We start from the raw sequence: 23,265 nt of genomic DNA, 5'->3' as shown, positions 1-23,265 counted from the left end.
AGCGCTGTGCCTTTGCGGTTTAATCATGTTGAAGGAGTCTTTGTTTGGTGAATCGTCCCCCCAGGCCGCCTGTGGTCGTCCAGAGTAATGTGCGTGAACTTCGTCTTGCCGCCGGGCTCTCACAGCAGAGCGCTGCTGAGCGTTTTGACCTTAGCCTGCGCGTCTGGCAAACCAAAGAAGCCGCAGGTAACCCGACACTATTAAGTCAGGGAGAATATGAGTTGCTGTTATTACTGGCTGGCTGTCATCCCCATTTTGCTCTTGCACCTCAGAGCAAAAAGTAACGGCTGCGTTAATACCCTGAAATTTATTTCTGTGGTAACCGGCTGTCTGATAACGGTAAAAAAATTATATTTACCAACTTGAAAACTGACTACTGATCCCTATTTATGGAGATGATCGGAAATATGAGCCCGATCAGATGAACTTTTGGATGAACCTGTTCAGGAGATTATCACCATGTCAGTACAACAATTTTCAGTGTTCCCTTCGCTGTCTGATTCAGTCTTTTCAGACCGCTTTAATCGCATCGATAAATTGTTCAGTCAGCTTACTGGCGACAGCCCGGTAACGTCGGTTCCCGCTTACGATCTGCAGCGGGTAGAGGATAATCGCTATGCGTTGACCGTCAGTGTACCTGGCTGGAAAGAGCATGAACTGGAGATCGAGTTACGAGGCGGACGGCTTTCAGTGGCCGGTCACAGAGAGAAACCGTCACAGGAAGCGTCTGGCGAGGCCCGGGAAGAGAACACCAGCTGGATCCACCGCGGCATTTCCCGACACGATTTCCAGCTGAGCTTTTCCATTCCAGAGCACATGAAGGTCACCGGAGCCAGCCTGGCGGAAGGTCTGCTTAGCATTGATCTGATCCAGGAAATACCGGAGAGCGAGAAACCGCGCCGTATCCCGATTGCGATCGGCGGTCAACGTACTCTTGAACATCAGTAATATGAACAGGGCGGAAACGGCACAGGCTGTTTCCGCCTTTTTATTCACTGGCAGGTAAGAAAGTCAAAAGAGTTCAGGCGCTGGCTGCCATAAGGCTGATTTGCGACGGTAAGCCGGTATTCGTTCCGGTCAGCATGATCGGTTCACCCGCCTCAAGACTGGAGTGAAATGCAGCCTTCATCGATGCACTGATACCATCACCACACCACATCAGATGATGCTCAAAGCGGCGTTGCGCCACGGCGGGGATACCTGACGCATCTGCTGCAACTTCAACCCGAAAGCCCTGTCCGTTAAGCCGTATCGCTTCCATCCAGATCTCGGTTTCATCTGTGACGCTGACTGCTTCAAGAAACAGCGGTACGGTGCTGCGTCGTTGTGAGGCCAGCGCCAGGCGCTCCCACTGACTGACTACCGCTGAATGAAAGCGCTGCTGGCGCCGCGCCGCACCTTCGCTGAGGTCAGTGCGCAGCCAGAGGTTGAGCGGCCGCAGGTAGCGATTAACATAATCATCACCACAATAGTCGGTATTCATCATCTGTAGTTCGCGATCAACATCTGCGTCCGTATTATGCGCCAGCAGGTGCAACATATCCTCTTCCCGGCAGGCCCAGCCGCCAGGCAGCGCAACGCTGGGCCAGTTAAATGCAGTATGGATATCAAAAAGCGTATGACCCCCTGAGGTCATTTCACGCACACAGAGCGCACGCGTAAGCTGATTATCTGAGTAACCAGCAGGGCCAGGCGGCGTTATCAGCCCGGCACGGCGCCAGCGGCGCAGAGTTTCAGGAAGAACACCGACGAGACCACATACGGTGTCGGTAGAGTGCTGAGGCATAATTGATATCCGGAAGGCATTGAGATCCCATGAACAGGGAAGATGACGCAGTATGCGCGTCAGGAATAAATAAAGAAACAATCATTTCCAAAATCTGCTGGTGTATCGGGTGCAGAGAGGGCAGTGGGTGAGGGGGATTAAACAGGGGTACAGAGCAGATGCCGGACGCAGAGACGCCCGGCGATTAAGCACACGTTACCAGTGGTACTTGTTGGAATCTTCCCACTCTTTCACTTCTTTTTCGGCACGATCTTTCTCGTAGCCGTAGCGTTCCTGAATTTTACCGACCAGCTGATCGCGCTTCCCTTCTACAACGGTCATATCGTCATCCGTAAGATCACCCCATTTTTCCTTAACTTTACCTTTGAACTGCTTCCAGTTACCGCCAATGCGATCTTCGTTCATGGTGACTCTCCCATTTCCGGTTGTTGTCCAGTGACCTGATGAATATCTGTGTTGCCTGAAGGCTGTCAGATGAATCAAGCATGGCACAGCTTTTGCTTTTTGCAGCGAAGCGGTGTGAGCCGCATCAAATTATGGGCAAAAGGGAAGGAAAGGGGATTATCACGGCGGGGTCTATTCCGGGCGTCGTGCTGGCCAGCTTACTGCAGGCAGGGCATTGAGGGCTGGACGGGCAAACAGAAAGCCCTGGTAATAGCGTACCCCGGCACCTTCCAGCCAGAGCCACTCTTCAATTTTTTCAACCCCTTCCGCAATAACCGTAATTTCCAGTGCCTGACAGCATTTAATGATGGCCATCACAATCGCCTGACGCGGGCCACTGCGGTGGATATCGGTGATCAGCTTGCGATCGATTTTCACTTTGTCGGGCTGGAAATCTGCTAACAGCGACAGGCCAGCGAAACCGGCGCCAAAATCGTCGAGCGCCAGGCTGATCCCGGCCGCTTTCAGCTGCTGGACAGCAAACTGGAATGCGTCGAAGCGCGAGATGATCTCATCTTCGGTCACCTCAACCACCACCTGCTCTGGTCGCAATCCCTGCTGCCTGATCTGCTGGATAAGATGTTCAACAGCATTATCGATTACCACCAGCGACATGGGCAGCAGGTTGACGGAGAGCGTCTGCTCGCGCAACCCCAGATGTCTGGCCAGCTGGAAAGCGTAGGTTTTAGAGTGCAGATCGCCCTGATAGCGCTCGCTTTCTGGCAACTGCGAAAAGTAATCAGCGGGCGATGTGCCGTGCTGGCCACGTATCAAGGCTTCACAGGAGACAATCCGGCGATTTGCTGTATCCACAATAGGCTGTAGCGCAAATTCACAACGCTGACCCGGTGCCGGTTGCCAGGCTGGCTGAGATTCGGAGGTGACGGGTGTTGTCAGCGTCCACTGACTGGCAGGATCAATTTTGATAAACGTCTCTTTATCCCGCCCCTCGACGAAAGAACGCAGGAACTTCACCACCCGGTCATCTCTGATCCGTTCATCACTCAGGGTGACCCGCTTAAGCAGGGCATCCACTACGGTGTGTTTCTGATAATCACGTAAATCAAATAAGGCCATACCGGCATGACCGAAGCGACGCGCAGGGGCGTAATCCCGCATCAGCTCAATCAGGTTAAAATGCCGCTCATCCTGACTGATACGCTGGAAAACCGTGTGAACGTTGTCGACGCTACCCTCCAGCACCTGAAAAAAGTGCTGTCCGTCATAGAGCAGTATCCCGGTGACTTCAGCCTCAGCATTTTTGATACTGGCGCGCTCCACCAGCGCTTTCAATCTCTCTGGCGAGACAGAACCCGCAAGCTGGCTACGGTAAATAAGGGTGGAGAGCATAATCAGACTCACGTGGCAGAAAGTTACTGATTAAACATATCACAGAAATATTGCTGGTTAAGGGCACAACTACGACCATTATGCCGTTATATTTGCAGCATTAATTTAATCGTAGATTCAGGTAGTACTAAAGGATTCGACAATCAGGACATCAGATCGCAGTGCGGCAATAACCGGGCATAGAAATGAAGGGAAAAGAAAAACCCCCATAAAATCGGGGGCGAACAGCAGATATAGCGCATTATTATAACGTTACAGCATCCCTGGTGAGGCGCTGGTCAATCTGATATTGCCAGATTATTACGCACTTTTTATTCTCCTTACCACGTCATTCTGGCGAGGCTTTTAAGCGGGTAAAAAATCCGTTTATTTGCTATTTCGGAAAATTGTTTTGAGATTCAATCCACTGTTTCAGGCTTCAGGCGATGTCAGCACAACCAATGAATTATCAGGTTACAAATCAACCACTTTTCCAGACACTCCCTTAACGTCATCAGCACAGTAGTCAGCAACGCATGAACGTTGTCGGTCTGCAGAGACAATCAGATGTTGATATCTGCCTTATCTGAAAAAAGTGCCCCCTGTAAAAGGGGGCAAGGGTAGGAGTCAGATCGCTCTGTAAAAGAAGTGGATTTCATTACAGAGCCATTCAAAGATAGGGCAAAAACGATGTTTATGCCGCTACGGTTAACTCTTTTTTTAATTAGATATCAAACAATTAAAAAGCTAACAATATTCAATGGCTATTTAAATCAATACCTTAATCAGATATGAAAACGATTTCTAAGATTAGGATTAAAGTCCTGTTTCGGCTGCTGCTTCTGCTATAAATGGCCACAATTAAGCCATTGCTTAGCGATCTGAGACTGGTAAACAGAGCAGACTTGACCCTTAAAGCGAATAATTGTACTGTTTATATATACAGCATATTATCGATTGAGAGCCGGTGTGGGGTAGAGATGTCACAGGATGATGAGGTCTGGTCAGCATTCAGAGAAGCGATGAGGCGGGATGATACCGGTCAGTGCACAGTGAGTACCCGGGATTTTGTGGCTGAACTGGAACAACGCAAATCACCTCACACGCTTCGGGCCGCGAATATCTGGATCGAGATGCATATCACGACTTTCAGTGATATCTCAATTGAGCCTGGAGAATGTCGACTGTTCCGTGTGCCTGCGGCGCGTGATTAAAACGTGCCGCAGCGCAGACAGGATAAGAAAGGGTTTCAGCCTGACTGCTGTAACAGATACAGGCTGAAGCAGGCATCAGAGCCTGGATGTGTTCCGACGCATGTCAGACCGATCCTGGAATTTAGGATTCGCGGGGAAGCTCTTCTCGCACGCCATGCGCGCCAGATTCAATGCGACTTTGCGTTTTTTAAGCTTTAACTTCGGCAACCACTCTTTGAACTGTGCCGTTAGCGACGCTGCCTGCTGCTCGTTGGTGACACGACAGATAAATAGCTTGCTCTTGGTCTGACGACTGACATCAATGGCATAGATCTCTACACCTGCGCTGCACACTTCATATTCAACATCCGTAAACTGCATGTGTGGCCAAAGACCGGTTCTGGTTTCAAATGTGGCTAAATCCATGACGACTACCTTTTTTTATTTTAAGCGTTATTGCTACCCAACAGACTAAAGCCTGGTCGGGCCAGTGAGCATAGACCAGATTCAGCATTCCGCCAGCGATTTCACTGATTTAATCTGGCCCTGACACAAAAGGCTAAAATCTCCCACCGTCGCCTGTTATCTGACAGGTAGCCAGTCATCCTCTTATCAGAAAATCTGATGACAGACTGTCATGCTGGTTTTTCACCCCTTCAGCTCTTCAGCTTTACAAGCCCTGCCTTTGCTGCGTCTGCGACGGTATCCCACGAATTTAAATCGCCTTCTCCTTAACAATTATCATCAGCATCGCTGTTGAATTAGCGGGCTAATTATCAGATCCAAATTAATGGCTGCTTCCGCTTCATTGTGACCATCCGGCAGTGGAAATCTTCTGACAGGAGATGTGGCAAATTTATCTCAGATGATGAGATGTAAAAAGGTGTGTCAAAATAAAAATGAATAAATGGCAGAGTAGTGTTCTGGCTAGTTCACTCTGTACCATTCGCAAGGAAAAATAAAAAAATATATTCGCCATGCTTAATTAAAGCCCTGCAGACAAGAGCCGATAAGAACGATCCAACTTTAAATTATGTCCAGATTATTCTTTTTTTGCCGGGGGCAAGTATGACTATTACACAACGTCTGGTATTGATTTTCTCACTGCTTGCAATGTCACTGATTGCGCTGGTGATTATCTCTTTATCAGTAATTTCGGGCTTTCAATCCCGCTTTGAATATGTACAGATGAACGCAATACCCAGCATTCGCGATCTCAATAAATCGATCAGCGTGACCAATCAGTTGGGTATTGCGCTTTATCGCCACCACAGCACCAGCGATGCGGCAAAATTCCCTGCTGCGGAAGAGCGCATTGAGAATCTGCTTACGCAGATTAAGTCGCTCAATGATTACTACATGGCTAACGACATCTCCAGCGATGAAGATAAGGCGATGACGGAACAGGCCTATAAAAATCTGGATGCGGTCCGCAGCGCATTGCCGGCATTCCTTGCCGCGTCACGCGCCCATAATGATGCGGTCACGCTGCCATTATTGCAGAGTGAGGGCGGTATTGGTGCCGCATCCCGTAAGATGGAAGCGGATTTCACCCGTCAGATTCAGCTGAATATCGATATTGGCGAACAGCTCAGGGCGGAGAACAAGCGCGTTTATAGCCAGACCCTGTGGGCGATGTCTGGCGGATCGCTGCTGCTTATTCTGATACTGGCCGGTTTCTCCACTAAGGTGATTCTCGGCATCAAAAAGAGCCTCTCAGGCATGGTCAATACCATGACGCAGGTGAGTCATACCCTCGACCTGACTCATACCGCGGAGGTCCGCAGTAAGGATGAGATCGGCAAAACGGCGATGGCATTTAATCAGCTGCTGGCACGCGTCTCCGGCACGTTGCTTTCCGTCAGTCACGCCGCGCAATCGGTGAGTACCGGATCAACGCAGATAGCGGCGGGCAACGAAGATCTCTCTGCACGCACGGAAGAACAGGCGGCTTCACTGGAGCAAACCTCAGCCAGCATGGCGACACTGAGCGAAACGGTGCGACAGAACTCAGAGGGTGCGCAACAGGCCAGCAGCCTGGCAAATAACGCGAATCACATGTCAATCCAGAATGGGACGGCGGTGAAGCAGATGCTAAGTACCATGGATGAAATCCGCGCCAGCTCTGCCAAAATCTCTGAAATTACCGGACTGATTGAAGGCATCGCGTTTCAGACCAATATTCTGGCGCTGAATGCGGCAGTCGAGGCAGCGCGTGCGGGCGAGCATGGTCGCGGCTTCGCCGTTGTTGCCTCTGAAGTGCGCAATCTGGCGCAGCGCTCCTCTTCTGCCGCCCGTGAAATTAAGGATCTTATCTCAACATCGGTTTCACAGGTCGAACACGGTTTAGAGCAGGCCAGCGGCGTTGGATCTAACAGTGAAAATGTCCGTCAGGCGATTCAGCAGGTGGCCGATCTGGTCAATGAGATTGCGGCGGCTACCTCTGAGCAGAGTAAAGGCATTGAACAGGTTCATCAGGCCATTGGTCAGATGGATGAAGTGACGCAACAGAACGCCTCACTGGTGGAAGAGGCCTCATCCGCCTCTAAGTCGCTGCAGGAGCAGGCAGAAACGCTGTCAGGACTGGTGGCGACCTTTAAGCTGGAAAGCAATCACCGTGCAGTGCAGTCGCAGCAGACCGCTGCAGTACGGCGTCCGGTATTACACACAAAGCAGCCTGAGCAGCAGACCATCGACCTGACTAAGGCGAACTGGGAAAGTTTTTAATGGTTGAGCAGTAACTTAAGGGCCTCCACAATGTGGGGGCTTTTTTTTATCATTAATCAGAATAAATAAACGACTTTTTCTGAAATAAATATAAAATGAAATCGATTTCATTATAAAAGTGCAGGTAACTCTTTAGGGTTATAAGGTTTAAATTAGAATTTGCCGGGCGTAGATATTTGTTTTGATAGTCTGGTGATAATGAGTCAGATACAGGCAGGATGTCAGTTATCGGCTATTCATGACGCAACTTGAATTTCTTTATCTTCAAAACAATAACGCTGAAGTCAGGCTTGTGGCTTAATGATTTTTGTCAGGTGTTTTTATTTCAATTTTATGATTTTTAAGGATATTTTTCAAGTTTGGCTTAGGTGAATATTGAAGTAAATATTGTCATTTTATTCACTGTAAAATAACGCAGCGCAATCTATACTCCCTTCCGTGTTATATGTACTTCTGATTTTTATACGAAACTCCTTTCTTCATAGCGACATTGTGCTGCATGAGGCATCTCTGGCTATGTCAAAGAAACGGTAAAAATAATATTACGAAAGCTATTTCGTGCGCTACACACCTGCACGTCTCACACATCAGAGCGGAAAAGAATGAAAAAAATACTCGACCGGATTAATTTGCCAGCGAAATTCCTGTTACTCGGATCCTTTGCGCTGGTGCTGTTTATTTTACCCACCTTTCTGTTTATTCAGACGGGCAACCAGCTTATTGATACAAAGAATGTGGAACTGACCGGTATACCGGTCGAAAGAAAGGTGCTCAAGTTGCTGAACCTGCTGCAGCGGCACCGTGCGGAAAGTGCGATCGCTATCTCGCTGAACAAACCAGATAACGCGCCACGTATGGCGTTGGTCAGTGAGGTTAATCGCTTATCTCAGACGATTGCTGACGAATTACGTCAGAATAATGAGCAGGCGCAGCCGCTGAAACGGCTGGAGCGGGTTAATCAGGAGTGGAGCCAGCTGCAGAACGATATTAACGCGGGCAAACTGACCCTGGCAACCAGCCTGACGCGACATGCTCAGCTGATTCAGGTGCTACTCGATACGAACCAGGATGTACTTGATTTCTATCAGCTATCGCTGGATGCCGATCTGAATACCTACCAGCTGATTGTCAGTATCTTTAGTCGCCTGCCGCAACTGACTGAAACGCTGGGACAGATTCGTGCTAGCGGCACGTCGCTGATTGCGGGTGGGAATGTGTCGGATGCCGATCGCAGCCGCATGGCATTTCAGCTTGATTATGGCAAAACGGCGCTGAGACAGTTTAGCGGCAACATGGATAAAGTATTTTCCATTGAGCCAGATCTTAAAACCACCTTTGGCAATCTGGCACAGGATGCGAACCAGCAGGCGCTGAGTGCACTGAATCTGGCTGATAGTGTCTTTGTCAGCGGTCACGCCAGCGTGACGCCGGTTGACTATGTGCGGGTCTTTACCCAGGCGATTAACCGTTACGGCGAGCTGGGTGAACAAACCAGCCATCGTCTGGAAGGAATGATGCAGACGCAGATCCAGGAACGCCGCTATGCGCAGTATCTGTTACTGGCAGGTCTGTTTGCTGTCGCGCTGCTGGCCATTCTGCTGGCCGTCATGATTACCCGTTCAGTGACCCGTCCGGTTAAAGAAGCAGTTGAAGTTGCCAGCCGCGTCGCGGCGGGCGATCTGACGGCACAGCTGAACGTTTCCGGCAGCAATGAGATGGCTGAGCTTCTGAATGCACTGATGCGGATGCAGCAGCGTCTTGCTCAGCTGGTGTCGGATATCAAAGGTAACGCGGCTACCATCGCCAACTCCTCAGAAGAGATTGCCCGTGGCAATGGCGATCTGTCGTCGCGCACCGAGCAACAGGCGGCTTCACTGGCTGAAACGGCTGCCAGCATGGAGCAGCTGGCGGCAATCATTCAGCAGAACGCGGATAACACGCGCTTTGCCTCTGCCCGTGCAGAATCTGCCACGCAGGCTGCACTCTCCAGTGGTGCAGCAATGGATTCGGTGATGGAGACCATGCACAAAATTCGTGGCAGCTCAGGTAAAATTGAAGAGATTACATCGGTGATCGACAGTATCGCCTTCCAGACCAACATTCTGGCACTGAATGCGGCCGTGGAAGCGGCACGCGCCGGTGAGCAGGGTAAAGGTTTTGCGGTTGTTGCATCGGAAGTGCGGGCACTGGCACAACGTTCAGCCAGTGCAGCTAAAGAGATCAAAGGTCTGATTGAGCAGTCGGTCGGCCACGCGCAGGAAGGGATCGCCATGGCGCAGAACGCTGGCGATAAGGTGAAACAGAGCGTCAGCGCCATTGAACAGACCTCTCAGCTGATGCGCGACATCACTTCTTCATCCGAAGAGCAGAGCAGTGGCATCTCGCAGGTCAATATTGCGGTGAACCAGATGGATCAGGTGACGCAGCAGAACGCCGTGCTGGTAGAAGAGTCGGCCTCCTCAGCTGATGAACTCGCCGCGCGCGCAGGGCAGTTACGTACGATGGTTGCGGTGTTCCAGACCGCATAATGGTGTTAAACAGCCGCCTGTGGGCGGCTGTTCTCTTCTCAGCGTTTATTCCGCGCTACGCCTGATGATCCTGCAGACAGGCCAGATACTTCTCTCCCGACCGCATCACCTTCTCTTTTGCCTGCTGATGGATATCCTGCCCTTCAAACGCGCCATACAGTTGCCCGAATGTCACGCCGGAGAGCCTATGCAGTATGTCGCCTACCGTAGCGGCTGACAGCGGCAGCATATTCGGGTAGCTCCACATAAACGACACGCCATGCGCACCCGGCGTGACCTGGATAATATCACCCGCCAGAATCATCCCATCACCTTCGTCCCAGTGCAGCACGCTGCCGCCGGGAAAATGGCCGCCCAGCCGTAACAGCGTCACAGAGGGCATCAGCGTCAGCGACTCGCCCTGCCATAACTGGATATGCGGACTCTTCCGCACAATCCATTGGCGATCCCGGGCGTGCAGATGAATGGGCGCATTAAACGCTTCAGCCCACTCCTGCATGGTGGTGTAGTAGTGCGGATGTGAAATCGCGATAGCATCAATGCCGCCCAGCGCCGCGATCAGCGTGTAGGTGGCATCATCAAGGTTGGCAATGCAGTCCCACAGTACGTTGCCATGCGGCGTGCGCAGCAGAAAAGCGCGCTGGTTGATAGCAAACTCAGGCACGGTTTTAAGACTTAACAGCGCATCGCTGTGAGCCGTCCACTTATTGGCGTGGCTGGCGCGCAGTTCATCAAACGCGATCCAGCGCTGACCGGCGGCTGGAACGTACTGGCGTTCATCATCACAGATTTTACAGTGCTGATGAGTGGAATGAGCGGGATAAGCTGTTCCGCAGGCGGTACATAACATCGTCATGGTGATCTCCTTTGTCTCACTCAATCTTATGCACACCTGCGAAAACCGCACTTTCCTGACGCCATTTTGTTACGCGATTACGGCTGGCGGCGAAGGGTAATCCGGGTGAGTTCTGAGGGACGACCCAGCCTCACCGCCATGCCTGGCCAGAGTGCCGTGCCGTTATTCACATAGAGCTGCATTCCGCCGACCTGATAAAGCCCGGAAACAAACCCGGCGTTGGGTTTAGCAAACAGCCTGTCCAGCCCGATAATCAGGCCGCCATGCGTATGTCCTGAGAGCTGCACATCCACGCCCTGCGCTGCGTTCTGGCGTGCATTGCGTGGCTGGTGATCCAGCAGGATTACCGGCGCGTTTTCAGGTGCCTGTTCCAGCGCGCGGGCCAGATCCGGGCCGACCGCGTTTCTGCCGGGTGCGGAGGCGTCCGGCAGGCCGGCAATCACCAGCTTTGCGGTTCCGCGCTGGATCACGGTATGGCTGTTGAGCAGAGGTTGCAGACCCAGTGAGGCCAGATGCGCCGTCCAGATTGCCTGATGGAAGAAATATTCATGGTTGCCGGTGATAGCCCATACGCCGTCAGGCGCTGCCAGCCCGCGCAGCGGCGCAACGTCCTGCCGCCGATGCGCCAGGCTGCCATCGATCACATCGCCCGTGACCACAATCAGATCGGCTTTGAGAGACATTGCCCGTTCAACCATTGCGGCGGTCCAGGCCGCATTAAACAACCGGGTGATATGCAGATCGGTCAGCTGCAGCAGCTGATAGCCATCGAATTCAGCGGGCAGGTTGGGCAGCGCAAGAGTCACCTCTTTGACCGGCGGCACGCGTATCGCCTGCTGAACGCCAAAGGCAGCCAGTCCCATCGCCAGCACAACGGCCAGATAGCGAACACCGGGAACCAGCTCCAGCGGATGACGCAACAGCAGGGCAATCAGCATAACCGCATCCATCAGCATCTGAAGCAGCGCCAGCAGCAGCACGGTGCTGTACGCCCAGTTAAACAGAATGATGATGATGCGGGGCATTTCAGCGGAGAAGATCCCGCCCGAGGTAAAACGGCTCACCAGAAGATATTGTGACGCCAGCAGCACCAGAGCGGAGAGGAGGATCTTTACGACAAGTGGCAGGGATAAAGGAATAATGACGCGCGCAATTACATACCAGCTGGGTAAGCTGAAAATCAGGTGAAACATGGCATTTTTCCGGTAGGGCGCTGAACATCTGCGCAGGCAAAAAAGAGTCGATCGTTTTATTGAGCCGTTTTCAGGACTGTAGTGTATATGATGTTACCGTCAGGCTTGCTTCACGTCGGGTGCTTTACAGGCGGTAAAGCAGGCAGAGAGGATCGATAAAACTTCAGGGCGCAATAATGAAAACAGCGTGACCGGAGCACCGGCCACGCTGGCAACATTCACGTATTGAGCCGCCTGACTAGCGTAAAACGCCTGAGGTCGTCCGGGTCTCGTCAGTTACACGAGTCATGGATATCGGAATGCTTTTATAGGCGGGAATGCCGCTTTTGGTATCGTGGCTGTCAAGCGGAACCATCACATTGGCCTCCGGATAGTAAGCGCCGACCGAACCTGGGGCCATATCAATAATCACGATGGTCAGGTTTTTCATCTGGCGCGAAGTGGGATTGCCATCCGGGTCCAGCGCCATCAGATCGACACGGTCACCGACCCGTAACTGTCGCTTCTCCGCCTCTTCTGCATTGATAAACAGCACATCGCGGCGGCCTGTCACGCCACGATAGCGGTCATTCAGCCCGTAAAGCGTGGTGTTGTACTGATCGTGACTGCGCAGGGTAGTGAGCACCAGATCATGGCACTTCAGTGACCGGGGATCTTCATTGATGCCCTGCATCACTTTAAACTGCGCACGGCCAGATGGCGTCAGCCATACGCGCTCTGAGGCGGCGTTATAGAGCCGGAATCCACCCGGATGCTTAATCCTCTCATTGAAGTTTTCAAACGCCGGGAACACCGCTTCAATGGCATCGCGGATGCGGCTGTAATCGGCTGCCATGGCCGACCAGTCAACCACGCTGTCCGGCAGCGTTGCCTTCGCCAGTGAGGCGACCAGCGCCGGTTCAGACTTCAGATGGGGTGAGGCGGGATCCAGCGAACCGCGTGAGGCATGCACCATCGACATCGAATCTTCCACGGTGACGCTCTGCGCGCCGGTTGCCTGAACATCGGTCTCTGTTCGGCCCAGCACCGGCAGCAGATAATTATGTTTACCCAGTAACAGGTGCGAGCGGTTCAGTTTGGTCGCCATATGTACCACCAGATCAAGATTGCGCATCGCCGGGAACGTGACCTGTGGATCGGAAATCGCTTCCGCCAGGTTGCCGCCCAGACACAGCAACGCTTTGGCTTTGCCGTCGCGCATCGCCTTTATTGCCTCAATGGCGCCGTGACCATGCTTCTGCGGCGGGCGGAAACCAAACACCCTCTCTATGCCATCCAGCAGCGACTGCGGCGGGATCTCTGTGATGCCCACTGTGCGATCGCCCTGCACATTGGAGTGACCACGTAACGGACAGATACCTGCACCCGGCTTGCCGATATTGCCGCGCATCAGCAGCAGGTTAGCGATTTGCTGCACGTTCTGAGTGCCGTACTGGTGCTGGGTAATTCCCATGCCATAACAGATGATGGTACGTTCAGCGCTGGCGTACAGCCGGGCGATATGCTGGATTTCCTCACGCGCCATGCCCGAGACTTTCAGGATATGCTCCCAGTCTGTGCTTTCCAGGTCGGCTTTCAGGGCGTCAAAGCCTTCAGTGTGCTCAGTAATAAATGCTTCATCAATCACGCCGGGTTCGCCTTTGCTCAGCGCCTCCTCGTGCATAGTGAGCAGGATCTTCATCACCCCTTTCAACATCGCTGCGTCACCGCCCACCCTGACCTTGTAGTAGGTCGAGGCCAGCTCAGTGGAGCTCATTGACAGCATCTCAATCGGGCTCTGCGGCGAAGTAAAGCGCTCAAGCCCACGTTCACGCAGCGGGTTGATCGCCACAATAGTGGCACCGCGTTTCGACACTTCCCGTAGCGTGCCCAGCATGCGCGGATGGTTGGTACCTGGGTTGTGGCCGATACAAAGCACCAGGTCGCAGTGATCAAAATCTTCCAGCTCTACCGTCCCTTTGCCGACGCCAATTGACTCCGGCAGCCCGACACTGGTCGGTTCATGGCACATGTTTGAGCAGTCGGGGAAGTTATTGGTGCCATATTCGCGGGCGAAGAGTTGCCACAGAAACGCCGCTTCATTGGAGGCGCGTCCCGAGGTATAAAACTCTACGCTGTCCGGATCGTCGTAGCTGCGCAGATGTTCTCCAATCTCCCGGAATGCCGTCTCCCATTCGATGGGCTGATAGGTATCTGTAGCGGCATCGTACTTCATCGGATGGGTCAGGCGGCCTTCGCCCTCCAGATGCAGTGCGCTGCGCTCCCACAGTTCAGTCACGGTATGAGCGGCAAAAAATTCCGGTGTAGTGCGTTTGCTGGTGGCTTCCCAGGACACGGCTTTTGCGCCGTTTTCGCAGAACTCAAAGGATGAGGCATGTTGCGGGTCGGGCCAGGCGCAGCCCGGACAGTCAAAGCCCTGCGGCTGGTTGACTTTAAACAGGGCGATCACATCCTGCTTCACAGACATCTGGCCGCGGATAGCATCGGCAACCGCCTTCAGTGCGCCCCAGCCTCCGGCGGCACCCCCATAAGGAGCGATGCCATTTGTGCGATTTTGCTCTTTCATAATGCTCCACATTGTCTCTGTTGTTATTTGTTAAGCCTGGTACAGAAATAGTTGCAACAACGTGGAAACTGGCTGTTATTCAGGGAAATTATTTCTCAAAATGTTTCGACAGTCCGAAACGTAAGCCGCAAATCAGTTCAGCACATCAGATGAAGCGCAGCGCATCCAGGCTATTGCAGAATAAGCGGTGCGCGAGTTCCGCCGACAGGAGGATGATGCAGGGAAAGGGTGAAGGATAAATCTTTACCATCAGATAACGGCGGGTAAGTGAACCAGTTTATTCAGGGCTGGACGGCGATCGCAGCAACGCACTCCATGTCTGAACAGATGCACCATAATCCGGAACGCGACCTTATGAAAAGAGCCTTACTTTTGCTGGTTTTACTTTCCACCTATAGTCTGATGCCCGTTAAAGCCAGTGGCCCGGTTCGGGCAGGAGAGCTGCGTCCCATGAAGATTATTATGACGATCAACCATCAGTCGTATGAGATTGCGCTGGCTGATAACGCCACCGCGAAAGCATTTGTACAGCAACTCCCGCTGACCATGACGATGGAGGAGCTGAACGGCAATGAGAAGTTTGCAGACCTGCCTGCTGCTCTTAATAGCGATCCGCATAAACCCGGCACGATCCAGCAGGGCGATGTGATGCTGTATGGCAATAAGACGCTGGTTCTTTTTTACGAGACATTCCAGAGCTCCTATAGCTACACGCCAATAGGAAAGGTGCTGTCGACAGATAGCCTCAAAAAGCGTGTCGGTGAGGGGGGGATTGACGTACGGTTCTCCCGGCCATAACTGATATCAAAATCTGAAATAACCGGCTGGTAAAAGATTCATATCGCGCTGAGTCTGGCCAGGGTGGCATCTGGCACGACGGACTACACTGCGTTCTGGCCGCGGCCAGACGTTGTGATCCTCTTCGGGAAGCGAGACTGTCACGCCGGTCGGCCAGCCTGACAGTTCAGTCATTACTTCTTCTTATTCAGCATCGACTTCAGGTCAGCAAAGGGATTGTAGGTTGCCTCACCGACATCTTTTTGTGCGTCCTCGCCAGCCACTACACGGGTGCCATACTGGTCAGCCTCGGTGTACTTTGAGTGCTCGTGGTCATGACAATAGAGACACAACAACTCCCAGTTACTGCCATCTTCCGGGTTGTTGGTGTGGTCGTGATCGATATGGTGGACCGTCAGTTCGCGCAGGTTTGAATAAACAAACTCGCGTGAGCAGCGTCCACACACCCACGGATAGATTTTAAGTGCTTTCTCACGGTAGCCGCTTTCCAGCCGCGTGTAGTTTTTAGGGATCAAAGCCATTGCCGGGATAACCTGTTATGAAGAGAAAATTTCACGATAGTGATGCCAATATATCCCATAACGGAACAGAAGAAGAAATCATCGTGTTCCTCGGGACGGGAGGCTTTAAAATCCAGAGGGTTAGCTGAAAATCAGCGTAGCCGCCTTATATGATTTTTCCAGCACGTCTCGCAATCCTGAATAACTGCCGGGGCTGTGAGAAGGCACAAAATTATGTCGCTGTGATGAAAACTCAAAAATGATATATCTCTACGTTCCCGCTCACGCTAACCCAATTAATCAGCAGGATAGCGCCCAAAACATCCCTGTTTACCGCTTTGCTTAAAAAATGACATCAAATGTAATGCATGACACCATAAACGGCCCAGAAAATGGCGTTAGCACCCAGATAAGTCCAGCATCCCCAGTAGGCTATGGGTTCACGACGGGTGCGGAGTTTAGGCAGGAAGGCCAGTAAATAGAGGGCAGAGGCGATAAGCGAAACGAAGTAGAAAAATTTCATGGTTTTCTCCTGATCAATATCCTTTATTTGAGAATAGTCAGGGCTCACCATTTTGCTTAATGCATCATCAGATTCGTTATGGATCGGCTTTCTCTTTGATGCCCACATAGGATGTCAGCACAGTTAAATCCGCGATAAATCGAAAATGCAGCGTCCCGGGATCCCTCAGCTTTAAGAAAAGAACACGCCAGGATGTTCAGCCTGAGGTTACACCCTATAATCAACGCTGTTTGTTAGCCTGCAGGAATGCAGGTTTTGCACCCGCCCAAAAGGAAGAGATCCCGCTGATGTTTTCTCGTTTTTTTATTTATCGTCCCGTTTTCGCATGGGTTGTTGCCATTTTAATCATGTTGCTTGGCGCGCTCTCCATTACCCTGTTGCCGGTTGAACAATATCCCGATGTTGCGCCACCTTCGGTGAATATCAGCGCAACGTATACCGGTGCTTCTGCGGAGACGCTGGAGAACAGCGTCACGCAGGTGATCGAGCAGCAGCTTACCGGGCTGGATAATCTGCTCTATTTTACCTCCAGCAGCAGTTCACAGGGAAATGTGTCGGTTACCGTCACCTTCAGTCAGGGCACCGATCCGGACACGGCTCAGGTACAGGTGCAGAACAAGGTGCAGCAGGCGCTCTCCCGTCTGCCCAGCGAAGTGCAGCAGCTTGGTGTTACCGTGACCAAATCGCAGTCAAACTTCCTGCTGGTGATGGGGTTGTATGACACCACGGGCAAAAGCAACAGCACGGATATCGGTGACTGGCTGGTCAGTAATATGCAGGAGCCGCTGGCCAGGACCGAAGGGGTCGGTGACATCCAGGTGTTCGGCGGTCAGTACGCGATGCGTATCTGGCTCGATCCCTTCAAACTAAACTCCTTTGCGTTGCAGCCCTCCGATGTGTCGGCGGCGATACGCTCGCAGAATATTCAGGTTTCAGCCGGTAAAATCGGCGGCCTGCCATCGCCCGACAATCAGCAGCTTACCGCCACGGTCAGAGCGCAGTCGCGACTGCAGACGCCGGATCAGTTCCGAAACATCATCGTTAAAAGCGACAAAAGCGGTGCCATCGTGCGCGTGGGTGATGTGGCGCGGGTGGAGCTGGGCGGCGAATCCTATGACATGACCACCCGACTCAACGGGCATCCTGCGGCGGGTGTCGGTGTGATGCTGGCGCCGGGCGCAAATGCGCTGGCCACCGCGACGCTGGTGAAAAACAAAGTTGAAGAGTATCGCCACTCAATGCCGGAAGGTTATGAGGTGGCTTATGCACTCGACAGCACTGACTTCATCAAAATCTCCGTTGAGGATGTGGTGATCACCCTGATCGAAGCGATCGCGCTGGTAGTGGTGGTGATGTACCTGTTCCTGCAGAATATCCGTGCGACGCTGATCCCGGCGCTGGCGGTGCCGGTGGTACTGCTCGGCACCTTTGGCGTACTGGCGCTGTGCGGCTACACCATCAATACCCTGACGCTGTTTGCTATGGTGCTGGCCATCGGGCTGCTGGTGGATGATGCCATCGTGGTCGTCGAAAACGTCGAACGCATTATGCATGACGAAGGTCTGCCGGCGCGTGAGGCAACGGAAAAGTCGATGAAAGAGATCTCCGGCGCGCTGGTGGCTATCGCGCTGGTGCTATCCGCGGTATTTCTGCCCATGGCCTTTTTCGCCGGGTCGACCGGTGTGATTTATCGGCAGTTCTCCATCACCATCATCGCCGCCATGACCTTCTCCGTGGTGGTGGCACTGACCCTGACGCCTGCACTGTGTGGCATGTTGCTGCGGCCGACCTCACCCCATCGTAAAGGCTTCTTTGGCGGTTTTAACCGCTTTTATGCCGCCACCGAGCGCCAGTATCGTCACAAAGTGGTGAGCACTCTGCGCCGTCCGCTGATCATGGTATCGCTTTATGCGGCAATGGGCGTGGTGCTGTTTGTGATGTTTACCCGCTTGCCGGGCAGCTTCCTGCCGACTGAAGATCAGGGCAGCATCATGCTTCAGGCAACATTGCCAGCGGGTGCCACGGCCAGCCGCACTGAGGCAGTCAATCAGCAGATTGTTGACTGGTTCCTGACTGAAGAGAAACAGAATATTGATGTGGTCTTCACCATCAATGGTTTTAACTTCAGCGGTGCTGCGCAGAATGCCGGTATGGCATTTATCAAGCTTAAGAACTGGGATCAGCGACCGGGTAGTGAAAACTCTGCCGAAGCGATTGCCGGGCGCGCCACCTACGCGCTGGCGTCGATTCGGGATGCGCAGATCTTTGCGCTGACGCCGCCGTCGGTGCCGGGTCTGGGACAGAACAACGGCTTTACCTATGAGCTGCTGGCCAGCGGTGGCACCACGCGTGAGCAACTGGGCAACCTGCGCGATCAGCTGCTACAAAGCGCAGCGCAAAGCCCGGAACTGCTTGGTGTGCGGGCCAATATTCTGCCGCAAACGCCGCAGTTGCAGGTCGATATTGATACCAGCAAAGCGGTGGCACTGGGACTGCAGCTGGATGACGTGACCGATACGCTGACCAGCGCCTGGGGCGGTGCCTATATCAATGATTTCATCGACCGGGGTCGGGTAAAGCGGGTCTATGTTCAGGGCGACGGTCAGTATCGTTCATCACCTTCGGATCTGGATAAATGGTACATCCGTAACAGTGAGGGCACCATGACGCCATTCTCGGCGTTTGCCTCGACCCGATGGACCATGGGACCCGAAAGCCTTAACCGCTACAACGGCTCTGCCTCCTACGAAATACAGGGGCAGAACGCCGAAGGGTTCAGCTCCGGCGATGCCATGAACACCATTGAGCGACTGGCCAATGAACTCCCGGCAGGGACCACAGGAGCATGGAGCGGTCTTTCGCTGCAGGAGAAGCAGGCGGGCGGGCAGTCAACCACGCTGTATGCGATCTCGATTCTGGTGGTGTTCCTCTGCCTTGCTGCGCTGTATGAGAGCTGGTCGGTGCCTTTCTCCGTGCTGCTAGCGGTGCCGCTCGGCGTACTGGGTACCGTGCTGGCGGTGGCACTGCGCGGGTTAAGCAACGATATCTACTTCCAGGTGGCGTTGCTGACCACGGTCGGACTCACCTCCAAAAACGCGATACTAATCATCGAATTTGCGGAGGATGCGGTTCGCCGGGGAAGTTCGCTGAGCGCGGCTGCGTTGCAGGCAGCGCGAACCCGTCTGCGGCCGATTATGATGACGTCGCTGGCCTTTATCGCCGGTGTGATCCCGCTGGCGGTGGCGACGGGTGCCGGTGCTAACAGCCGCATCGCCATCGGTACCGGTATCATCGGCGGTACGCTGGCAGGCACGGTACTGGCGCTGTTCTTTGTTCCGCTCTTCTTTGTGCTGGTGAAGCACTACCTGACCCGCTATCGCAAAGGCCAATAACGCAGAAAGCCCGTCTGCAGGCGGCTGCAGACGGGCTGGGATCAATGATCAGCGGAAGATTACAAATGCTGTTTAAAGAAGGCGGTCAGCTTAGCAAACGGGATCAGGTCAGTGCGGTCATAAAGGTCCACATGGCCTGCATCAGGCACGATATAGAGCTCTTTGGGCTGTGCCGCACGCTGGAACGCATCTTCGCTGAATTCGCGTGAATGCGCTTTATCACCCGTGATGAAGAGCATCGGGCGCGGTGAGATGGTCTCAATGTCATTAAACGGATAAAAGTTCATGAATTTCACGTTGCTGGTGAGCGTCGGGTGCGTGGTCAGCGCAGCTGAACTGTTTTTCGGTGTGAACTCACCGCGAGGCGTCCGGTAAAAATCATAGAACTCTTTGGCTATCGGAGGCGAATCAGCATCAATTTTATGTGGTGTACCACTGGTGTACTCAGTTTTACCCCCGGTGAACTCTACATAGCGTTGCTGTGCCGCCGCTTCAATGATTTGCTTGCGCTGCGCCAGTGTCTGGCTTTTATTCAGCGCATTACGGTTGGCTGACCCCATGTCATACATGCTGACGGTAGCAATGGCTTTCATGCGGGGATCAATCTTCGCTGCGCTGATGACAAAACTGCCACTGCCACAGATACCCAGCACACCAATCCTGTCGCGATCGACAAATTCGCGGGTACCCAGGTAATCCACGGCGGCGCTGAAGTCTTCGGCATAGATATCCGGAGAGACCGCGTTGCGTGGCTGGCCTTCACTTTCGCCCCAGAATGAAAGATCAATTGCCAGGGTAACAAATCCCTGCTCAGCCATTTTCTGCGCATAGAGGCTGGCGCTCTGCTCTTTGACTGCGCCCATCGGATGACCTACCACAATCGCCGGAAGGCGCGCCGTTTTACCGGCCTCTTTTGGTCTGTACAGCGTGCCGGTCACACCCATCTGATACTGGTTTTTAAAGGTGACTTTCTCGCGGGTGACTTTCTCGCTTTGATAAAAGTTATCGGCGCCGCGTGACATATCGGCAGCGCTGGCCGCAAATGAACTGATCAATAGTCCAAACATCAGGGTTAATGCTCTCATAAGAAGATCCTTATCGGGGTTGACGACGTGAGGGCAACGGGTTGCCCGGTTAAACAACGCATCTGCTATCAGGCAGCGCTTTCCTTACGGGCGGTGATCATCGCCAGTCCGGCGGCAGTGACCAGTAATGTGGCGCTGATGGCAAAGGTGGTCTGCCAGCCTGCATGGTCAAAGGCCAGGCCACCCAGCGTCGACCCCAAAGCAATCGACAGCTGTACGATGGCCACCATTAATCCGCCGCCGGTCTCGGCATTATCCGGAAAGGTTCTGGCGATCCAGGCCCACCATCCGGTTGGTGCCGCTGTTGCCACCAGTCCCCAGATGCCAAGCAGTGGCGCCACCAGCCACAGGTGATGACCGAACAACATGAGCAGCACCGCAACCAGCGCCATAATCAACGGGATGATCATCAGGGTCAGATAGAATCCGCGCTGCAAAACAGCACTGATAATCAGCGTGCCGATAAAGCCGGCGACACCAATGGTCAGCAGCACCAGCGACAATGCAGAAACGTCAACCTGCGTCACGGTTTCCAGAAACGGACGGAGATAGGTAAACAGGGTGAACTGGCCCATAAAGAGCAGGCCGCAGGCGGTCATACCCACCGTAACCAGCGGCGAACGCAGCAGCTGCAGAATTTTTCCGCTGTGCTGCCGGGCCGAGTTGACCGGCATCGATGGCAGCGTGAACGCCTGCCAGAACAGGGCGATCAAGGCTACTGGCACCAGGCTGAAAAAAGCCCCGCGCCAGCCGATGACAGAACCGAGATAGCTGCCCAGCGGTGCAGCGATAACCGTCGCCAGCGCATTGCCGCCGTTGAAAATGGCCAGCGCGCGCGGCACCTGCCCGGTGGGGACCAGCCGGATAGCGACCGCCGCTGACATCGACCAGAAACCGCCAATCACCACGCCAATCAATGCCCGGCCAGTCATGTAAGTCAGATAGTTGGGTGCCATCGCCACCATCAATCCGGATAGTGCCATTACCAGCGTGAGCGCCAGCAACAGGATTTTGCGGTCGAGGTTCCCTGCGATGCGGGTTATTGAGAGGCTGGTGATCACTGCCAGTGCGCCGGAGATAGCGATGCCCTGTCCGACCAGACCTTCGCTGACCGCCAGATCTTGTGATAACGGCGATAACAGGCTGACCGGCATGAATTCAGAGGCGATGAGCGCGAATACACACAGCGTCATTGCCCATACACCACCCCAGTGCGCTTCTTTATGCCGGGGGGAACAGTCAGTTGTTTCCGTGGAAGTCATGTTGTGTCCTGTTTCATTGTTTGCGGTGCTGATGAACTCAGGAAATTTTACTGTTTCGCTTTATATTGACTAGCTAATGAATCCTTAATGGGGTTATAACCAGAACTTATAAATCTATCGGCGGGAGTGCAGTATGAAGCGCAACATGAATGACCTGCAGGCTTTTATTACCGTGGCGCGTGAGGGCAGCTTTACCCGCGCGGCAGCGCTGCTGGGCGTGACGCAGCCCGCGTTAAGTCAGACCATTACCGCGCTGGAAAACCGGATGGAGATTCGGCTGCTTACCCGCACGACCCGTAACGTCTCACCGACCGCGGCGGGTGAACGGTTAATCCAGGCGATTGGCAACCGATTCGATGAAATTGAGGCGGAACTGGATATGCTGACCGCGATGCGGGACAAGCCAGCCGGCACGGTACGGATCACCTGCGGGCCGCATATTCTGAGCTCACTCCTGATGCCAAAGCTGACGCCATTGCTGGCGGCTTATCCTGATATCCGGCTTGAGTTCGATGCTAATCATGGCTTACGCAATATCGTGGCCGATCGATTTGATGCAGGGGTCAGGATGGGAGACACCATTGATAAAGACATGGTGGCGATGCCGATAAGCCCGCCATTACGGATGGCTGCGGTGGCCACGCCCGACTACTTTCGTCGTCATGCTGCGCCGCAGGTTCCGCAGGATCTGCTGCATCACAACTGCATTAATATGCGGCAGGCCACAGCGGGTGGGTTGTACGTCTGGGAGTTTGACGGTGAAGAGGGGCCGTTAAATGTGCGGGTAGATGGACAACTGACGTTCAACACTTCGGCACACATTGCAGAAGCGGCTCTCGCCGGGCTGGGGATCGCTTTCCTGCCTGAGCAGGAAGTCGCAGAAGGGCTGGAGCAGGGCACCTTGATCCGCGTGCTGGAGCGCTGGTGCGAGCCGTTTCCCGGCTATTACCTCTACTATCCCAGCCGCAAGCAACATTCACCCGCTTTTACCCTGGTCAGAGAGGCATTAAGGCTAAAAGAGGGGGCATGATGAACCTTATTGGAATAGATGCCATTCCATGGCGTAATACGTCCTAAAGCGCT

At 53.4% G+C, this 23,265-nt stretch carries 19 protein-coding genes; 8 read left to right on the top strand and 11 right to left on the bottom strand.

The window, feature by feature from the left end:
- Nucleotides 1-44 precede the first annotated feature (44 nt).
- Both HFD94_RS17875 and HFD94_RS17870 read left to right on the top strand, forming a co-directional pair.
- Complete coding sequence (locus tag HFD94_RS17875; RefSeq protein ID WP_022624236.1) at nucleotides 45-284, top strand: hypothetical protein; 240 nt, start codon at nucleotides 45-47, stop codon at nucleotides 282-284.
- Nucleotides 285-459: 175 nt separating this feature from the next.
- Entirely contained in the window at nucleotides 460-948 is a 489-nt protein-coding gene (locus HFD94_RS17870; RefSeq protein WP_010256958.1) for an Hsp20 family protein, read from the top strand.
- A gap of 73 nt (nucleotides 949-1,021) precedes the next feature.
- Here the strand turns inward: HFD94_RS17870 and HFD94_RS17865 are convergent, their stop codons facing one another.
- From HFD94_RS17865 to HFD94_RS17855, 3 genes are all read right to left on the bottom strand, one after another.
- Complete coding sequence (locus HFD94_RS17865) at nucleotides 1,022-1,786, bottom strand: MerR family transcriptional regulator (protein ID WP_010256962.1); 765 nt, start codon at nucleotides 1,784-1,786, stop codon at nucleotides 1,022-1,024.
- 195 nt (nucleotides 1,787-1,981) lie between these two features.
- A complete protein-coding gene (locus tag HFD94_RS17860; protein ID WP_010256969.1) occupies nucleotides 1,982-2,191 on the bottom strand; it encodes a CsbD family protein in 210 nt (69 codons plus the stop codon).
- Between the two features lie 171 nt (nucleotides 2,192-2,362).
- Complete coding sequence (locus tag HFD94_RS17855) at nucleotides 2,363-3,580, bottom strand: diguanylate phosphodiesterase (RefSeq protein ID WP_022624239.1); 1,218 nt, start codon at nucleotides 3,578-3,580, stop codon at nucleotides 2,363-2,365.
- Between the two features lie 959 nt (nucleotides 3,581-4,539).
- On the opposite strand from HFD94_RS17855, the gene HFD94_RS23055 reads away from it, so the two are divergent.
- Nucleotides 4,540-4,773: a DNA polymerase V subunit gene (locus HFD94_RS23055; RefSeq protein WP_243234793.1), complete on the top strand. Its 234-nt coding sequence runs from the start codon at nucleotides 4,540-4,542 to the stop codon at nucleotides 4,771-4,773.
- 75 nt (nucleotides 4,774-4,848) lie between these two features.
- Here the strand turns inward: HFD94_RS23055 and HFD94_RS17850 are convergent, their stop codons facing one another.
- The gene (locus HFD94_RS17850) at nucleotides 4,849-5,178 is read right to left on the bottom strand and encodes a hypothetical protein (RefSeq protein ID WP_010256979.1); all 330 of its coding nucleotides are present in this window, start codon (nucleotides 5,176-5,178) and stop codon (nucleotides 4,849-4,851) included.
- 642 nt (nucleotides 5,179-5,820) lie between these two features.
- On the opposite strand from HFD94_RS17850, the gene HFD94_RS17845 reads away from it, so the two are divergent.
- Both HFD94_RS17845 and HFD94_RS17840 read left to right on the top strand, forming a co-directional pair.
- Nucleotides 5,821-7,479 carry a methyl-accepting chemotaxis protein gene (locus HFD94_RS17845; protein WP_060678839.1) on the top strand — a complete coding sequence of 553 codons (1,659 nt, stop codon included), beginning with the start codon at nucleotides 5,821-5,823 and terminating at the stop codon, nucleotides 7,477-7,479.
- A 602-nt stretch (nucleotides 7,480-8,081) separates the two neighbouring features.
- Nucleotides 8,082-10,007, top strand: a complete 1,926-nt coding sequence (locus HFD94_RS17840) for a methyl-accepting chemotaxis protein (RefSeq protein WP_050680262.1) — start codon at nucleotides 8,082-8,084, stop codon at nucleotides 10,005-10,007.
- A 55-nt stretch (nucleotides 10,008-10,062) separates the two neighbouring features.
- Here the strand turns inward: HFD94_RS17840 and HFD94_RS17835 are convergent, their stop codons facing one another.
- The 3 genes from HFD94_RS17835 to HFD94_RS17825 all read right to left on the bottom strand — a co-directional run bounded on the left by HFD94_RS17835 (nucleotide 10,063) and on the right by HFD94_RS17825 (nucleotide 14,622).
- The gene (locus HFD94_RS17835; RefSeq protein WP_010671947.1) at nucleotides 10,063-10,863 is read right to left on the bottom strand and encodes an MBL fold metallo-hydrolase; all 801 of its coding nucleotides are present in this window, start codon (nucleotides 10,861-10,863) and stop codon (nucleotides 10,063-10,065) included.
- A 77-nt stretch (nucleotides 10,864-10,940) separates the two neighbouring features.
- Nucleotides 10,941-12,056: a metallophosphoesterase gene (locus HFD94_RS17830; RefSeq protein ID WP_167433347.1), complete on the bottom strand. Its 1,116-nt coding sequence runs from the start codon at nucleotides 12,054-12,056 to the stop codon at nucleotides 10,941-10,943.
- A 238-nt stretch (nucleotides 12,057-12,294) separates the two neighbouring features.
- A complete protein-coding gene (locus tag HFD94_RS17825) occupies nucleotides 12,295-14,622 on the bottom strand; it encodes an FdhF/YdeP family oxidoreductase (RefSeq protein ID WP_033770142.1) in 2,328 nt (775 codons plus the stop codon).
- Between the two features lie 267 nt (nucleotides 14,623-14,889).
- On the opposite strand from HFD94_RS17825, the gene HFD94_RS17820 reads away from it, so the two are divergent.
- Nucleotides 14,890-15,420 carry a cyclophilin-like fold protein gene (locus HFD94_RS17820; RefSeq protein WP_243234792.1) on the top strand — a complete coding sequence of 177 codons (531 nt, stop codon included), beginning with the start codon at nucleotides 14,890-14,892 and terminating at the stop codon, nucleotides 15,418-15,420.
- 173 nt (nucleotides 15,421-15,593) lie between these two features.
- On the opposite strand, the gene yajD is transcribed toward HFD94_RS17820, so the two are convergent.
- Nucleotides 15,594-15,941, bottom strand: coding sequence for an HNH nuclease YajD (yajD, locus tag HFD94_RS17815; protein ID WP_003850685.1), 348 nt, complete (start codon nucleotides 15,939-15,941; stop codon nucleotides 15,594-15,596).
- A gap of 334 nt (nucleotides 15,942-16,275) precedes the next feature.
- Complete coding sequence (locus tag HFD94_RS17810) at nucleotides 16,276-16,443, bottom strand: hypothetical protein (protein ID WP_009093121.1); 168 nt, start codon at nucleotides 16,441-16,443, stop codon at nucleotides 16,276-16,278.
- Between the two features lie 287 nt (nucleotides 16,444-16,730).
- Between HFD94_RS17810 and HFD94_RS17805 the strand changes: the two genes are divergently transcribed.
- Nucleotides 16,731-19,835 (top strand): efflux RND transporter permease subunit, encoded by a 3,105-nt coding sequence (locus HFD94_RS17805; protein WP_167433346.1) that lies wholly within the window; start codon nucleotides 16,731-16,733, stop codon nucleotides 19,833-19,835.
- 59 nt (nucleotides 19,836-19,894) lie between these two features.
- On the opposite strand, the gene HFD94_RS17800 is transcribed toward HFD94_RS17805, so the two are convergent.
- Entirely contained in the window at nucleotides 19,895-20,920 is a 1,026-nt protein-coding gene (locus HFD94_RS17800) for an alpha/beta hydrolase (RefSeq protein WP_010671942.1), read from the bottom strand.
- Between the two features lie 68 nt (nucleotides 20,921-20,988).
- Entirely contained in the window at nucleotides 20,989-22,113 is a 1,125-nt protein-coding gene (locus HFD94_RS17795) for an MFS transporter (RefSeq protein ID WP_243234795.1), read from the bottom strand.
- A 202-nt stretch (nucleotides 22,114-22,315) separates the two neighbouring features.
- Between HFD94_RS17795 and HFD94_RS17790 the strand changes: the two genes are divergently transcribed.
- A complete protein-coding gene (locus HFD94_RS17790; protein WP_010257019.1) occupies nucleotides 22,316-23,212 on the top strand; it encodes a LysR family transcriptional regulator in 897 nt (298 codons plus the stop codon).
- Nucleotides 23,213-23,265: the final 53 nt, after the last annotated feature.

The organism is Pantoea sp. EKM20T, assembly GCF_011800485.1.
Lineage (GTDB): Bacteria > Pseudomonadota > Gammaproteobacteria > Enterobacterales > Enterobacteriaceae > Pantoea > Pantoea agglomerans.
The sequence above is the reverse complement of the archived record's forward strand: the minus strand, read 5'-3'. Positions and strand labels throughout refer to the sequence as shown.